Here is a 15,254-nt window from a genome sequence, read left to right on the forward strand (position 1 = left end):
AGGAGGACGCATGTTCAACGACTTGAGCCGGTTGGGTAAGTACCTGGGCCAGGCGGCCCGCCTCATGGTGGGCATGCCGGACTACGACAATTACGTCGAGCACATGCGCAAGACTCACCCCGAGCAGCCGGTCATGGACTACGAAACCTTCTTCCGCGAACGACAAGAAGCACGTTATGGCGGTGGCAAGGGCTCGCCTCGTTGCTGTTGAACCCTATCGACCTTGCGGGGCCAGCCAAGCTGGCCCTTGCGCTTTCTGGAGGCCCGTTTGGCTAACCCCATTCCCGTTACCGTACTGACCGGCTTTCTCGGGGCCGGCAAGACCACCCTGCTGCGCTACATGCTCCAGGCCCAGCATGGCCTGAAACTCGCGGTGATCGAAAATGAATTCAGCGACGCCGATATCGACAGCCAACTGCTGGGCAACGAGCCGGTACAGGTCCTGACCCTGGCCAATGGCTGCGTGTGCTGCAGCATCCACACAGACCTGACCAAGGGCCTGTTCCTGCTCCTGGAACGCCTGGATGCTGGCGACATCGCCTTCGACCGCCTGGTGATCGAATGCACCGGCCTGGCCGACCCGGCCCCGGTGGCCCAGACCTTCTTCATCGAAGAGGAACTGCGTGATCGCTATGTGCTCGACGGCATTGTCACGCTGGTAGACGCTGTCAACGCGGGCGAACATCTCAGGCAGACCATCGCCCAGGCTCAGGTAGGTTTCGCCGACCGCCTGCTGGTGAGCAAGACCGACCTGGTCTCACCTCAATCCTTCGAGGCCTTGAGTGAGCGGCTGGGCCGTATCAACAACCGCGCACCGATCCGGGTGGTGGATCACGGCGAAGTCGATCTCTCCGAGTTGCTGGATATCCGAGGCTTCAACCTCAATGCGGACTTGGGTGCAGGGGTACAGGCGCGGCCGCAGGTCATTGGCCAAGGCAGCGATCGCATTCGCAGTCTGGTGCTACGCACCGACCGGCCCTTGGACCTGGATCGCCTGAGCGCTTTCATGAACAGGCTGCTGGAGAACCATGGTCGCCAACTGCTGCGTTACAAGGGTGTGCTGAATATCGCCGGCGAACCGCGCCGCCTGGTGTTCCAAGGGGTACTGAAGCTGTATGGCTTCGATTGGGATACGCCGTGGGAACCCGATGAACCCCGGGAGAGTGTGGTGGTGTTCATTGCCGATGACCTGCCTGAACAGGCCATCCGCGAAGGCTTCGCCGCGCTTTAACGGTGGAGGGTAGCGGCGGCCGGAGGAGCCAGCGCAGCTGGCGAATCTTTCTCCTGGAAGCGTTCGGCAGCTAGCGCTGCCTCCCACCCATTCTTCAGCTGCGCCGACCCCTACGGCCAGATCAGGTTATTTGTATACAGGCAGCTTGGCGCAGACAGCCTTGACCTTCTCGCGAACGGCATCGATCACCGCTTCGTTGTTCAAATCGGCCAGGATGTCGCAGATCCAGCCCGCCAGCTCGCGGCACTCAGCTTCCTTGAAGCCGCGGGTGGTGACGGCTGGGGTGCCGAAGCGCAGGCCAGAGGTCACGAAGGGCGAGCGTGGATCGTTCGGTACCGAGTTCTTGTTGACGGTGATGTAGGCGCGACCCAGGGCGGCGTCCGCGTCCTTGCCAGAGATTTCCTGCTTGATCAGGGACAGCAGGAACAGGTGATTCTGGGTGCCGCCGGAAACGACGTCGAAGCCGCGCTCGATGAACACCTGCGCCATGGCCTGGGCGTTCTTCACCACCTGCTGCTGGTAAACCTTGAACTCAGGCTGCAACGCTTCCTTGAAGCACACGGCCTTGGCCGCGATCACGTGCTCCAGCGGGCCGCCCTGGGCGCCTGGGAAGACGGCCGAGTTCAGCTTCTTCTCGATGTCCGGGTTGCTGCGCGCCAGGATCAGGCCGCCGCGCGGGCCGCGCAGGGTCTTGTGAGTAGTGGTGGTGACCACGTCGGCGAACGGAACGGGGTTCGGGTAGACACCCGCGGCAACCAGGCCGGCCACGTGGGCCATGTCCACGAACAGATAGGCGCCGACCTTGTCCGCGATGGCGCGGAAGCGAGCGAAGTCCAGTACCTGGGAGTAGGCGGAGAACCCTGCCACGATCATCTTGGGCTTGTGCTCGACGGCCAGGCGCTCGACTTCGTCGTAGTCGATCAGGCCATTGGCATCGATGCCGTACTGAACGGCGTTGTAGAGCTTGCCGGAGGAGGACACCGAGGCGCCATGGGTCAGGTGGCCGCCATGGGCCAGGCTCATCCCCAGAATGGTGTCGCCAGCCTGCAGCAGGGCCAGGTAGACGGCGGCGTTGGCCTGGGAGCCGGCGTGCGGCTGCACGTTGGCGTAGTCGGCGCCGAACAGTTCCTTGGCCCGGTCGATGGCCAGTTGCTCGACCACGTCCACGTATTCGCAACCGCCGTAGTAACGCTTGCCTGGGTAGCCTTCCGCGTACTTGTTGGTCAGTACCGAGCCCTGAGCTTCCATGACCGCCGGGCTGGTGTAGTTCTCCGAGGCGATCAGCTCGATGTGCTCTTCCTGACGCCGGGCTTCCTGCTCCATGGCGGCGAAGAGATCGGCGTCGAACTTGGCAAGGGTCAAATCACGGCTGAACATTGGCGGTCCTCGAGGATCGGCAGAGAGAAAGCGCGCATTCTACCGCATCCCGTTGAGCCTGGCATATGAGCGCCGGTCATCACGGCGGTGATCGAGGTTCAAGCGCTGCGAGCCGCAAGCCGCAAGCCAAAGCGGCTCTTGAGGCTTGCCACTCAGTCGAACATGAAGAGCGCATCATTGCTGAATTGCGCTTCGAAACGGTTGGCCTGCATCGGACGGCCGAACAGGTAGCCCTGCACCTCGTCGCAGCCATGTTCGCGCAGGAAGTCGAGCTGGTCGTGGGTTTCCACGCCTTCGGCGATCACCGAAAGGTTGAGGCTGTGGGCCATGGCGATGATCGCCCGGGCGATCTGGGCGTCCTGTTCGCCTTCGGGCAGGCCATCGACGAAGGTGCGGTCGATCTTGAGCACGTCGATAGGAAACTGCTTGAGGTAGTTGAGCGAGGAATAGCCGGTACCGAAGTCGTCCACCGCGATGCTCAGCCCCAGCTTCTTGAGGCTGTCGAGGGTCTGCATGGCTTCGTTCACGTCCCGCATCAGGATGCTTTCCGTCAGCTCCAGCTCCAGGCAGGCCGGAGGAACGCCGGTGTCCTCGAGGATATGGGCGATCCGCTTGCCCAGTTGACCGTCGGAGAATTGCCGCGCCGAGAGGTTCACCGAGACCTTGGGCACGCGCACCCGGGCCTGGTGCCAGGCCTTGAGCTGGCGACACGCCTCGGCCAATACCCAGTCGCCTACGTCTACCACTAGGCCCAGTTCCTCCAGCACCGGGATGAAATCCCCGGGAGGTACCAGTCCGCGGCGGGGATGGCGCCAGCGCAGCAGGGCCTCGGCGCCTGTCAGGCGCTTGCCGTCACCGCTGAGCTGAGGCTGGTAATAGAGCATGAACTCCTGTTGCTCCAAGGCATGACGCAGGTCGCTTTCCAGCTCCAGGCGCTCCAGCGCGCTGGCATTCATGTCGGCCTGGTAGAACTGGAAATTGTTCTTGCCACGCTCCTTGGCGTGATACATGGCCGTGTCGGCGTTCTTCATCAACTGGCTGAGTTCGCTGCCATCCTGCGGACTAAGCGCGATGCCGATGCTGGCGGTAACGAAGAACTCACGGTTTTCCAATACGAAGGGCGCATGCAGGTTCCCAAGGATCTGCTCGGCCACATGAATCGCTCGGGTGAGGGCGGCCTCGCGGCTGGCCTTGGGTTGCAGCAGCAGGGTGAACTCATCGCCACCCATGCGCGCGACGGTGTCGTCTTCGTCCACGCAGGCCAGCAAGCGCATGGCCATGTCCTTGAGCATGCGATCGCCCGCCGCGTGCCCCAGGGAGTCGTTGATCGGCTTGAAGCGGTCCAGGTCGAGGAACATCAGCACTACCCATGCCTTCTGCCGCTCGGCCTGCTGCAATGCCGTGAACAGCCGGTCCTGGAACAGGGTGCGGTTGGGCAGATGGGTGAGCGCGTCATAGTAGGCCAGGCGGTGGATGCGCTGCTCGCTGGCCTTGCGTTCGCTGATGTCGCTGAAGAAGCACACGTAGCTGGCCAGATCGCCCTCTTCGTCGAGCACGGCGGTGACGCCCACCCATGCCGGGTAGTGTTCGCCGTTGCGACGCTTGAGCCGAATCTCGCCCTCCCAGCTACCATTGAGGTTGAGCTGCTTGACCACGTATTGCAGGTGGGCTTCCTGCTGCTCGGTCACGGTCAGCAGGGTCGGCAGTTGGTCCAGCACTTGCGAGGCCTGGTAGCCGGTAACTCGGCTGAAGGCCTCGTTCACCTGAACGATGTAGCCGGCCGGGTCCGTGATCAGGATGGCCGAGGTCGAGTGCTGGAAGACGGTGGCGGCCATGCGCAAGTCTTTCTCGGCACGGCGTTGCTGGCTGACATCCCGGCCCACGCCCAACAGGCCTTCGAAGTTGTCGTGCTCGTCCCAGATCAATACCAGGCGCAGTTCGATAGGAACATGGCGGCCGTCAGCGCGAATGCAATCGACCATGAAGGTCTGGCTTTTCACTTCGCTGCGCAGTTGCGCCAAGAGTCCGGGCTGGCCAAGGGCCGCCTGGACCCGCGCGAGCAAGGCCTCCACGCCGGCGACCTGGCCAGGCGTGGCGAGGGTCGATTGCCAGCCGTTGTCGAACACTGCCTGCACGTCGTAGCCAAGCATCGACTCCACGGATGGGCTCACGTAGTTGAGCCTCAGCCGGCTGTCTGTCGAGAAAATCACGTCGCTGATGCTCTCGGCAAGCATGCGATAACGCTGTTCGCTATCACGCAGGGATTGGCTGGCTTCGACTTGCTCGGTCACATCCTTGGCCACGCCGATGATCCGGGTAACCCGGCCGTCGCTGTCTTCGGTAAGCGTCTGTTCGCGGATGTCGAACTGACGCCAGCTGTCGTCACGGTGCCGGAACCTCAATTGGCAATGTAGTTGACCTCGGTAGGCAGTATCGCGCTGGTACTGGCGCAGCGCGTGATACCGCTGCGCATCCACCGGATGCATCAGGGTTTCCCAGAAGTGGTCGCCCATGGCTTCTACCTCGGCCAGGGTATAGCCCAGGGTGCTGCCCAGATGATGGTTGCTGTAGAGCATGGTGCGCTGCAGCACGTCGGCGACATAGAGATGGTCGGGCACGGCGCGCACCACGTCGGACCAGAAGCGCTCACGCTCCACCAGTGACAGCTGCGCCTGCTTGCGCTGAGTAACGTCGTTGAGGCTGAGGATCACCTCGTCCACGCTGCCGTCTTCAGGAACGCGAATCTGTGCCCATACCTGGCGAACCTCGCCGTCGACACCCGGTGCGGGAAATTCCAGCTCCACCGTGCCAGGCTCGAGCAGAGCCAACAGCAGGCCGAAGGGCACGCGGTGAGGCTCCAGCAGATCCTGGCCGATCAGCCGTTCCCAGACCGCCGCGGCGTCGTTCAGTTGAAGCAGGTCCAGCGCCACCTTGTTCGCCTCGGTCAGGCACATGGCCTGGCGAAGCACGGTATGCTTGGCAGGATTTCGATCGAGCCAGGGTTGGATATCGTCGCGATGACGAATTCCGGCCTTGAGCACGAGCTGATGCAGTTCCCGCAGATCGAATACGCAAAGGCCAACGCCGGCGCCTTCGAAAATATCCTGGTAGCGTCGCCGCTGCCCCTGGACGTCCCGCTGCCGTCGCCGCAGATTGCGCAGTACCAGCAGGGGCAGGATGGTGCAGGCCAGCCCCAGGAACAGCTTGCCGATCAGGCCGGGCAGCAGGGGAAGCCGCGCCTGGCGGGCATCGAACAGGCCATACAAATGCCAGTCGCTGCCCGAGAGGGAGTGATCAGTCACGCTCATTTCCTGCTCGGCGGCCGAGCGCGGGCGCGGCAACGACCCGGCAGCCTTGGGGGGAGAAGCGGCAGCGCTCTGATGGAGGACATGCCCGGCGCTGTCGCCAAGCAGCCAGGCAGGCGAGCCATGGTTGCCCAGCCTGACCGTGAGCGCGTCGAACAGCGAGGGCGCGAAACGCAGCACGCGATACCCTAGGGCGTGCGGCTCGCGCACAATCAGCCAGGCCTCACGGCCATCGGGGCTGCTGCTGAACCGATAGCGCGCGTTGGCCATGGCTTGCGAAAGGGTGCTCAGGGCCTGCTCTGGCCACGCTTGAGCCTTCTCCCCGGGCAAGGGCCGGCCTTGGCCGTCCAGCCGCACGCTACCCAGCACAATAGCGCCAGAGAGGTCACTGCCCTGGGCCAGGGTGCCCTCGAGCAGGCGGTTCAGGCTGGTCTCGGCGAACAGCGCCATGTTGAGTTCAAGGCGTTCGGCCAGGTTGGCGCTGTGCTCGATGGCATTGGCGCGCAGCCCTTCCTGGCTGCGGTGATACTCACTGAGCACCTGCCATGCAAGCAGGCCGAACAGCAGCAGCACCAGCACCGCCAAGGCGCTTTTGAGTGAGCTGGAGAAGGGGCCGCTGGCCACGGGAGTACGCTGGCGCAGGGGCGACGACGGATCGAGATTGCTCAAGCTGGAATCCTGCGGTATGGCGCCCGCGCCGGCCTATGTCCCGAACCTTTGGGAGCACGTGAACCCAATGATAACAGGCGCAAGCTGCCTTGACAGGCTAGCATGCCGTGACCTCTGGCAAAGTGCCAGCCCTGCGCGGTCGAAGTTTGCCCTCTATCACGCATTCCGGTAGTTTTGAGGGCTTCAAAGCGCGCTGTCATCCCTATGTGCGCGCTCCCTCGTTATCAGTCAGGTTTACCCCATGGCCCAATACGTCTACACCATGCATCGGTTGAGCAAGGTCGTTCCACCGAAGCGGGAGATCCTAAAGAACATCTCGCTGTCTTTCTTCCCGGGCGCCAAGATCGGCGTGCTGGGTCTGAACGGCTCGGGCAAGTCGACCTTGCTGCGCATCATGGCCGGGGTGGACAAAGAGTTCGACGGCGAAGCCCGGCCCATGCCCGAGCTCAACGTCGGCTACCTGCCCCAGGAGCCGGAACTGGACCCGGCCAAGAACGTGCGTGAAGTGGTCGAGGAAGCCGTGTCGGTCATCAAGGACGCCCAGGCGCGCCTTGATGAAGTCTATGCAGCCTATGCCGAGCCGGACGCCGACTTCGACAAGCTGGCCGCCGAGCAGGCCAAGCTCGAAGCCATCCTGCAGGCCGCCGATGGCCATAACCTGGAGCGCCAGCTGGAAGTAGCCGCCGATGCGCTGCGTCTGCCGCCATGGGATGCCCGCATCGAACACCTCTCGGGTGGTGAAAAGCGTCGCGTTGCCTTGTGCCGCCTGCTGCTGTCCGCCCCGGACATGCTGCTGCTGGACGAACCGACCAACCACCTGGACGCCGACTCGGTCGCCTGGCTCGAGCGCTTCCTTCATGATTTCCCGGGCACGGTGGTTGCCATTACCCACGACCGTTACTTCCTCGACAACGTCGCCGGCTGGATTCTCGAGCTGGACCGTGGCCATGGTATTCCTTACGAGGGCAACTACTCCGGCTGGCTGGAAGCCAAGTCCGAGCGGCTGGCCCAGGAGTCCAAGCAACAGTCCGCCCATGAGAAGGCGCTCAAGGAGGAGCTGGAATGGGTGCGCAAGGGGGCCAAGGCTCGCCAGGCCAAATCCAAGGCCCGCCTGCAGCGCTTCGAGGAACTTCAGTCCCAGGAATTCCAGAAACGCAGCGAAACCAACGAGATCTACATCCCGGTTGGCCCCCGTCTGGGCGACAAGGTGATCGACTTCCATAACGTGACCAAGAGCTACGGCGATCGGGTGCTGATCGACAACCTGTCCTTCAGCATGCCCAAGGGCGCCATCGTTGGCGTCATCGGCGGCAACGGCGCGGGCAAGTCCACGCTGTTCCGCATGATCATGGGCAAGGAGCAACCGGATTCGGGCAGCATCGAGCTGGGCGAAACCGTGCAGCTGGCCTGCGTCGACCAGAGTCGCGATGACCTGGACGGCAGCAAGACGGTGTTCCAGCAGGTTTCCGACGGCTCGGACATGATCCGCATCGGCAACTATGAAGTGCCGTCGCGTACCTATGTAGGGCGTTTCAACTTCAAGGGCGGCGATCAGCAGAAGTTCGTCAAGGACCTTTCCGGTGGTGAGCGCGGCCGTCTGCACCTGGCCCTGACCCTCAAGGAAGGTGGCAACGTATTGCTGCTCGACGAACCCTCCAACGACCTGGACGTGGAAACCCTTCGCTCGCTGGAAGAAGCTCTGCTGGACTTCCCCGGCGCGGCCATCGTGATTTCCCACGACCGTTGGTTCCTGGATCGCGTGGCCACCCATATCCTGGCGTATGAAGACGACTCCCAGGTGACCTTCTTCGAGGGGAACTACACCGAGTACGAAGCCGACCGCAAGAAGCGCCTGGGCGATGCGGCCGCTCAGCCTCATCGGGTGAAGTACCGCAAGCTGGCGTAAGACGATAAGCGCTCGGTCCGCTGGTGGGAGCCAGCGGTAGCTGGCGAATTCGCCGTTTTTCCACGGTCCTTCGCCAGCTGGCGCTAGCTCCCGCCACCAGCCACACATGACGTAGCGGCAGGCCGGATCGAGTCAGTCGGGCGTGGCGGAAATGGCCAGTATCTCCAGTAGCTGATCCCCGGCCGGCCGCTGCCAGGTCACTTCGTCACCTACGCGCGCGCCCATGAGGGCGCGGCCAAGGGGGGAGGCCCAGTTGATCAGGCCGACCCCCACATCGGCCTGATCTTCCCCCACCAGGCATACCTGGCGATGGACGCCCTGTTCATCCGCATAGCTGACCCAACTGCCAATCTGCACGTTCTGTACGTCCCGCACCGGCGGTACCACCTTCGCGCTTTGCAGGCGCTGGTTGTAGTAGCGCAGGTCACGTTCCAGATCGGCCACCGCCTGACGATCGGCACGCTCGCCCATGGCGCTCTGTTCCAGGTGCAGCGCGCGCAATTCCTCGGCGCGCGCGCGCAGCTGCGCCATTCCTGATTCGGTCACGTAGTTGGGCAAGGTGCTGACCTGCCGTTCCACGGGCTGGCTGGCCTGGGCGGCGGCTTGGTCTTCGTTCACGAAGGCACGGCTCATGTTCATCCCTCCTGGTCGGCTTACCGTTAGGCAATCGTTGCCCGCCGTGAGTTTCCTCCGGGGCTGCGCTCGCGCCTTTCAGTGGCTGCGATAGGCTCGCGCCTTGCCGTTGTCCACATCGCGCTGCCAGTCGCGATCACGGTCGTTGAGGACCTTGTCGTGAAGGTCCTGGCGTTCCTGGCTCAGCAGCTCGGCCTGGCACTGGCGGAAGCCGTCATCCCAGCCACTGCTGTAGAGCTTGTCGGAAAGGTAGCGGGGGACGTTCTTGGTGAAGGTGCCGGTGATCGAGCCCGCGGCCTGACGTCCGCTACCGCAACCGTCCTGGTACCCGTCGGCGAATCCGGGCGGGTAGCCCTGCTGCAGCAATTGTTCGTGGGTGGACTGACAGCCCACCAGGATCAAGGCGCCCAAGACCATACACCACTGCCTGTTCATGTCCGTTACCTCAGGTCCGGCGCATGGGCGCCGCATACCATGAGTCTAGGTCGGTTTTCGTCAGCGCGATGTCATTTCTGGGTCGGTGGGTTGTGAGTCAGTAGTGATACCACTTGACCTCAAGCATCACCTCGTTCACCGGGCTGCTGACATGGCTGAAGGCACGCTGGGCGCTGAGGCGAAGGCCTAGGGTAGGGGTGACTTCCCACTGCTGGTTCAGGCTAAGCTGGCGCCGGACCTCTCCATTGCTGAAATAGTCACCGCTGGCCTCCAGCCGCAGGTTGCCTAGGCGGTTGCGCCAGAGCAGCCCGGTATCCATGCCGGCGGCAGGCACGGCGAAGGCAGCGAATTCATTGTTGTGCTCCACCCGCGCGGTAGCCAGGGCGAAGCCGAGCAGGCCAGGCGCCAGGTCCCAGCTACCACCCACGCCGCCGTTCAGGTGGGTTACCAGCACGCTGTCTCCGTGCCGGCCGGGCACTCGCTCCAGGCCCCCAGTGACCTGCCAGGACCAGGGCTTGAGCAGGGTGCTGCGCGGTGACAGCGAGCGGATGGTAGCCAGGTTCAGTTGTTGCAGTTGCCACTCGCCCCTTTCGTACTGGCGCAGCTTCAGGCCGCCGAGCTCGATCTGCGCCCCCAGGGGAAAGCCGTAAGCGTTGTCGTTCAGGTCGTGGTAAGCCATGCGTAAGCCGTACTCGGCGAAGGCTCGGTCGTCGCGAGTGCCCAGGCCAAGCTCCCAGGTGCGCGATGGATGACCTTCCTCGGGCAAGCCAGGGCGCTGTACCTGCAAAGGTGGCGGCGGATTGCGGTTGATCGCCTGCAGCAGGGCGAAGCTGCGCTGGCTGCGTTCGGCATCGCGCGGTTCTCCGGTGGCTTCGTAGCGCTGCAGCCGGTACGCGGTGTCCAGTACCAGCGCCTGTCTTGCCTGGGGCAGCGGTTGCAGGTCCGGGGCTGCGGCGCTGGCTCCCTTGGCGATCCGTTGGGCCAACTGCCGTTCATGGCTGCTCAACGGTTCCGCCCTCGCCTGCAGCTCGCGCTCACGCGACGGGCGATAGTCGGTTTGGCTGACCAGGCCAGCCGCTTTCACAGCCTTGACCGTGTCCGTGGGAATGGCGGCCAATGGAAACTGTTCGGTCAGGCGCAGGCTGGGCCGCGCCACCTGCAACAGCTCCAGCAAGCGGTAGGAGCAGTTCTCATCGAAGAAGTAGTAGTCGAAGCGAATCTGTTGCAGTTCCCAGACATGCTCCACCAGACGGCCTGTTTCCTCGGGACTGAGGTTCAACTGGTACTCCCACAGGTCTCGGTTCTCGAGGCTGCGGTACTCGGCCAGTTTCTGCTGGTAGGGCACGAGGGAAAACAGGCCAGGGTAGCCTCCGGCCAGGCCTTTCCAGGCGTAGAGCATGCTGTTGTCGCTGCCTTCTACATAAGCACCGAAATTGATGGCATAGCTGAGCAGCGCCGTCTGGTCTGCGCGGGTATCGGCCTGGTCGATGCGCAGCAATGTATGGCCGAACATCGAGGAAGGGCTGTTCAGGTAGGCTGCCGGGAACACCAGCACGGCGGAATGCGGAGCGATATCGCCATACCAGCGTTGGAACTCAGGGCACCGCACGCTTGGGAGGTCCGTCAGTCCCAGGGTGTCCCGCAGCCAGCGGGTGCGCGCTGGAAACACGCATTGGGCATGACGGTCGCCCAGGCTGGCTGGCGCATAGAGCGCTTGCAGGGTAGCGGCCAGTTCTCGCTCAGGATTGTAGCGACCGTCGGCGGCCAGGAAAAAACGGCTGTCGTCCACGTAGCTGTGCCAGCCGCGTAACGCTTTGTATTCATAATGACCCAGCGCGATCCAGCGCGGATCCTGGGCCAGGCGCTGCAGGGTGGCGGAAGTGGGCGAGGGCGCGGCGTTCAGAGAAGCACAGGCAAGCAGGGCCAACCAGAGAAAGCGGGTGAGCATCCATTGCATCCAGCAAGGTGGCAGAACCCGCCCCACAGCAGGAGAGGCGGGAGACGCAGCGACCTTACGCCTGGGTGGCGTACTTGGCCAGTCGCGGATCGTTCTTCAGGATTTGCAGGGTATTGGCGTGTACATCTTCAGCGGTCACATCGGCGGTCTTGAAGATGTCGTTGAAGTGCTGGTGGGTCACGCTGGAGAAGTAGGCGCGATCTTCAGGCTGCACGCCCAGTACCACGGCATAGGTGGTCAAGGCTTCGCCCTGGCCCTGGGCCATGTCTTCGGACAGTTCGTTCATCATGCCGTTCATGGCCAGCCAGGACTTGCCGCCATAGGTCAGCGCGCCACTGGTGTTGCAGCCGTTGGTCCCGGAGGTCATGCCGAAGGTGGCGTTGCCGGAGGTGCCGTTGGTGGTGGATGCCAGGAAGTGGGCGGGGGTGCCGCGCTGGCCTTCGAAGAGCATGTTGCCCCAGCCGCAATCCGGGCCACCCGGGGCCTGGGCGAAGGCCTGCAGGGAGGCGACGGTAAACAGGGAACCAAGCAGAATCCGTTTCATAGCATTGTTCTCGCGTGTCGATCGAAATGGCCCGGTACCCCGCGGAGCACCGGGCGCACACCGCCGTTGGGCTGGGTGCGCACGTTGGAGTTTAGGCAGGGTTCGCGGTTCCGTTGGTACTTGGCGGTGTTTTGAATAAAAAAGTGTCATATGTCATGCGCGTCGCCCGCTATGGCCGCTGCACCCTTGCGGGGGGCGCCCAGGCGGCGCCAGAATGCCCCATGGTCTGTATATCTAAGGATGCCTGATGCCTGATTCCGCCGCCGTTCGCCTGCGCCTGGCCCCCGAAGCGCTGGCGCGCCCGTTTTCCGCCGAGCAGTTCAGCTTCGCCAGCACCGAAGACCTGGAGCCGTTCCGTGGCGTACTGGGCCAGGAACGCGCTGTCGAGGCCCTGCAATTCGGTGTGGCGATGCCCCGGCCCGGTTATAACGTGTTCGTGATGGGAGAGCCGGGAACAGGGCGCTTTTCCTTCGCCAAGCGTTATCTGAAAACGGAGGCCAAGCGCCTGCAAGCCCCATCGGACTGGGTGTACGTAAACAACTTCGAAGACCCGCGCAATCCCCGCGCGCTGGAAATGCCGCCCGGAACCGCGGGCGAGTTCATCAGCGACATCGGCGGCCTGATCGACAACTTGCTGGCGACCTTCCCGGCCGTGTTCGAGCACCCTGCCTACCAGCAGAAGAAGAGCGCCATCGACCGCGCGTTCAACCATCGCTACGACAAAGCCCTGGATGTGATCGAGCGGGTCGCGCTGGAGAAGGACGTTGCCCTTTATCGCGACAGCAGCAACATCGCCTTCACGCCCATGCTCGACGGCAAGGCGCTGGACGAGGCGGAGTTCGCCCAACTGCCCGAAGAAGCGCGGGCGCGTTTCCATGACGACATCGCCAGTCTGGAGGAACGCCTCAACGAAGAACTGGCCAGCCTGCCCCAGTGGAAGCGTGAGTCCAGCAACCAGCTACGCCAGCTCAACGAAGAAACCATCACCATCGCCCTGCAGCCCTTGCTGGGGCCGCTGTCGGAACGCTATTCGGAATATGCCGGGGTGTGCGCCTACCTGCAGGCCATGCAGGTGCACCTGCTGCGCACCGTGGTGGAGCAGCTGGTCGACGACCCCAAGCCTGATGCCGTGGCGCGCAAGATGCTCGAGGAGCAGTACGCGCCCAACCTGGTGATCGGCCATCATGCCAACGGTGGGGCGCCTGTGGTGTTCGAACCGCACCCGACCTACGACAACCTGTTCGGCCGCATCGAGTACAGCACCGACCAGGGCGCGCTCTATACCAACTACCGGCAACTGCGCGCAGGGGCGTTGCACCGGGCCAATGGCGGCTTCCTGATCCTGGAGGCGGAAAAAATGCTGGGCGAGCCCTTCGTCTGGGATGCGCTCAAGCGCTCGCTGCAGTCGCGCCGGTTGAAAATGGAATCACCGCTGGGCGAATACGGCCGCATCGCCACCGTGACCCTCACCCCACAGTTGATTCCGCTGAACGTGAAGCTGGTGATCATCGGTTCTCGCCAGCTGTACTACGCCCTGCAGGACCATGATCCGGACTTCCAGGAAATGTTCCGGGTGCTGGTGGACTTCGACGAAGACATTCCCATGGATGGGGACAGCCTGGAGCAGTTCGCCCAGTTGCTGAAAACCCGTACCTCCGAGGAAGGCATGGCGCCGCTGAGCGCCGATGCCGTGGCGCGGCTGGCCACCTACAGCGCCCGCCTGGCCGAGCACCAGGGACGTCTTTCAGCGAAAATCGGCGACCTCTTCCAGCTGGTAAGCGAGGCGGACTTCATTCGCCAGGTCGCAGGCGAAGCGGTCACCGATGCGGGGCATATCGAACGCGCACTCAAGGCCAAGGCCACCCGGACCGGACGGGTCTCGGCACGTATCCTCGACGATATGCTCGCCGGTATCGTGCTCATCGACACCAGTGGCGCGGCGGTAGGCAAATGCAACGGCCTGACCGTGCTGGCGGTGGGCGACTCGGCCTTCGGGGTGCCGGCGCGCATTTCCGCCACCGTCTACCCAGGCAACAGCGGCATCGTGGATATCGAGCGGGAGGTCAACCTCGGCCAGCCGATCCACTCCAAGGGCGTGATGATCCTTACCGGCTATCTGGGCAGCCGCTACGCCCAGGAGTTTCCATTGGCCATCTCCGCCAGTATCGCCCTGGAGCAGTCCTACGGCTATGTGGACGGAGACAGCGCCTCCCTGGGCGAAGCCTGCACCCTGATCTCAGCGTTGTCGCGCAAGCCACTGAAGCAGTGTTACGCCATTACCGGGTCGATCAACCAGTTCGGCGAAGTGCAGGCTGTGGGCGGCGTGAACGAAAAGATCGAAGGCTTTTTCCGCCTTTGCGAAGCCCGCGGGCTGACCGGCGAGCAAGGCGCGATCATTCCCAAGGCCAATGTCGCGACGCTCATGCTCGATGAGAAGGTGGTCAAGGCGGTGCGCGATGGGAAATTCCATGTCTACGCCGTCAGCCAGGCGGATGAAGCCCTGAGTCTGCTGGTCGGCGAAGAGGCGGGGGAGGCTGACGCCGATGGCAATTTTCCGGAGGGCAGCGTGAACGCCCTGGTGGTGGATCGTCTGCGCGCGATCGCCGAAGTGGTGACCGAAGAGGACCTGCGCGAGGGCGAGCGGGAACACAAGGTCGAGGCGCTGGCGGAGGTCAAAGGTACATCCTGAAAGCGTGAGGCGACCGCTCGGCACCTCGACCACGAAGTGCCGGATCTTTTGCAAGATCGACGGTCATACGAGGATACTCAGCGGAGGGATCGCCAGCATGCCCCATGCGCTCAGCCTTACCCGTCAATGCCTCGGGCTTGAAACCCGTATCGAATGCATGATCCGGCCAGTGGCCGGCGGCGTGGGCCACTGGACCCTGCTCTTCGCCGCTGGCATGGCGGGGGAGCAACCGACCGCGATCAAGGCCCAAGGGCCTTTTCACGGTGCCCGCGCGGCGGAATCGGTGCTCGATGCCATCGTCGACAGCCTGACCCTCCATGGCTATGTGCTACGCGACGATCCGCGTATCTGGGATATTCATCTCCACGGCCAGCTGCGCAAGATCAACGCCGAGCGCGGCCGCCACCTGGGCCACTACCTGGCTCACCCAGACGCATGAGTTTACAAGTACCGTTGCGCTTTTCATGGGTGGGCGAGGGTATACTCGGCAGCTGTTTTTCAAGCTGCT

The 15,254-nt window shown here is 63.4% G+C and carries 11 protein-coding genes; 5 read left to right on the top strand and 6 right to left on the bottom strand.

All coding sequences use genetic code 11. From position 1 onward, the window contains the following. Positions 1-10: 10 nt before the first annotated feature. Together BN1188_RS11635 and yjiA are read left to right on the top strand one after the other, a co-directional pair. The gene (locus BN1188_RS11635) at positions 11-211 is read left to right on the top strand and encodes a YbdD/YjiX family protein (RefSeq protein WP_040261647.1); all 201 of its coding nucleotides are present in this window, start codon (positions 11-13) and stop codon (positions 209-211) included. Between the two features lie 57 nt (positions 212-268). Further along, positions 269-1,231, top strand: a complete 963-nt coding sequence (gene yjiA, locus BN1188_RS11640; RefSeq protein ID WP_040261648.1) for a GTPase — start codon at positions 269-271, stop codon at positions 1,229-1,231. Positions 1,232-1,357: 126 nt separating this feature from the next. Here the strand turns inward: yjiA and glyA are convergent, their stop codons facing one another. Continuing rightward, complete coding sequence (gene glyA / locus BN1188_RS11645; RefSeq protein WP_040261649.1) at positions 1,358-2,608, bottom strand: serine hydroxymethyltransferase; 1,251 nt, start codon at positions 2,606-2,608, stop codon at positions 1,358-1,360. Between the two features lie 152 nt (positions 2,609-2,760). Next, positions 2,761-6,582, bottom strand: a complete 3,822-nt coding sequence (locus BN1188_RS11650; RefSeq protein WP_040261650.1) for a bifunctional diguanylate cyclase/phosphodiesterase — start codon at positions 6,580-6,582, stop codon at positions 2,761-2,763. 241 nt (positions 6,583-6,823) lie between these two features. On the opposite strand from BN1188_RS11650, the gene ettA reads away from it, so the two are divergent. Beyond that, positions 6,824-8,488, top strand: a complete 1,665-nt coding sequence (gene ettA, locus BN1188_RS11655) for an energy-dependent translational throttle protein EttA (protein ID WP_040261651.1) — start codon at positions 6,824-6,826, stop codon at positions 8,486-8,488. A gap of 132 nt (positions 8,489-8,620) precedes the next feature. Here the strand turns inward: ettA and BN1188_RS11660 are convergent, their stop codons facing one another. The 4 genes from BN1188_RS11660 to BN1188_RS11675 all read right to left on the bottom strand — a co-directional run bounded on the left by BN1188_RS11660 (position 8,621) and on the right by BN1188_RS11675 (position 12,057). Next, on the bottom strand, positions 8,621-9,121 hold the full coding sequence (locus BN1188_RS11660; RefSeq protein WP_040261652.1) for a GreA/GreB family elongation factor: 501 nt from the start codon (positions 9,119-9,121) through the stop codon (positions 8,621-8,623). Positions 9,122-9,199: 78 nt separating this feature from the next. Further along, complete coding sequence (locus BN1188_RS11665) at positions 9,200-9,556, bottom strand: lipoprotein (RefSeq protein WP_040261653.1); 357 nt, start codon at positions 9,554-9,556, stop codon at positions 9,200-9,202. A gap of 97 nt (positions 9,557-9,653) precedes the next feature. Further along, a complete protein-coding gene (locus BN1188_RS11670) occupies positions 9,654-11,504 on the bottom strand; it encodes an Lnb N-terminal periplasmic domain-containing protein (RefSeq protein ID WP_040261654.1) in 1,851 nt (616 codons plus the stop codon). 64 nt (positions 11,505-11,568) lie between these two features. Continuing rightward, on the bottom strand, positions 11,569-12,057 hold the full coding sequence (locus BN1188_RS11675; RefSeq protein ID WP_040261655.1) for a DUF3015 domain-containing protein: 489 nt from the start codon (positions 12,055-12,057) through the stop codon (positions 11,569-11,571). Positions 12,058-12,304: 247 nt separating this feature from the next. Between BN1188_RS11675 and BN1188_RS11680 the strand changes: the two genes are divergently transcribed. Next, positions 12,305-14,746, top strand: a complete 2,442-nt coding sequence (locus tag BN1188_RS11680) for a Lon protease family protein (protein WP_040261656.1) — start codon at positions 12,305-12,307, stop codon at positions 14,744-14,746. A 97-nt stretch (positions 14,747-14,843) separates the two neighbouring features. Further along, positions 14,844-15,185, top strand: coding sequence for a PA4575 family protein (locus tag BN1188_RS11685; RefSeq protein ID WP_040261657.1), 342 nt, complete (start codon positions 14,844-14,846; stop codon positions 15,183-15,185). Positions 15,186-15,254 lie beyond the last annotated feature (69 nt).

The sequence above is a fragment of the Pseudomonas massiliensis genome, assembly GCF_000826105.1.
GTDB classification, from domain to species: domain Bacteria; phylum Pseudomonadota; class Gammaproteobacteria; order Pseudomonadales; family Pseudomonadaceae; genus Aquipseudomonas; species Aquipseudomonas massiliensis.

What these genes read in the sequence shown, in the direction of transcription:
- BN1188_RS11680 (WP_040261656.1), top strand. Translation starts at nt 12,305, where the DNA reads ATGCCTGATTCCGCCGCCGTTCGCCTGCGCCTGGCCCCCGAAGCGCTG.
- BN1188_RS11675 (WP_040261655.1), bottom strand. Translation starts at nt 12,057, where the DNA reads ATGAAACGGATTCTGCTTGGTTCCCTGTTTACCGTCGCCTCCCTGCAG.
- glyA (WP_040261649.1), bottom strand. Translation starts at nt 2,608, where the DNA reads ATGTTCAGCCGTGATTTGACCCTTGCCAAGTTCGACGCCGATCTCTTC.
- BN1188_RS11685 (WP_040261657.1), top strand. Translation starts at nt 14,844, where the DNA reads ATGCCCCATGCGCTCAGCCTTACCCGTCAATGCCTCGGGCTTGAAACC.
- BN1188_RS11660 (WP_040261652.1), bottom strand. Translation starts at nt 9,121, where the DNA reads ATGAGCCGTGCCTTCGTGAACGAAGACCAAGCCGCCGCCCAGGCCAGC.
- BN1188_RS11635 (WP_040261647.1), top strand. Translation starts at nt 11, where the DNA reads ATGTTCAACGACTTGAGCCGGTTGGGTAAGTACCTGGGCCAGGCGGCC.
- BN1188_RS11670 (WP_040261654.1), bottom strand. Translation starts at nt 11,504, where the DNA reads ATGCTCACCCGCTTTCTCTGGTTGGCCCTGCTTGCCTGTGCTTCTCTG.
- BN1188_RS11665 (WP_040261653.1), bottom strand. Translation starts at nt 9,556, where the DNA reads ATGAACAGGCAGTGGTGTATGGTCTTGGGCGCCTTGATCCTGGTGGGC.
- ettA (WP_040261651.1), top strand. Translation starts at nt 6,824, where the DNA reads ATGGCCCAATACGTCTACACCATGCATCGGTTGAGCAAGGTCGTTCCA.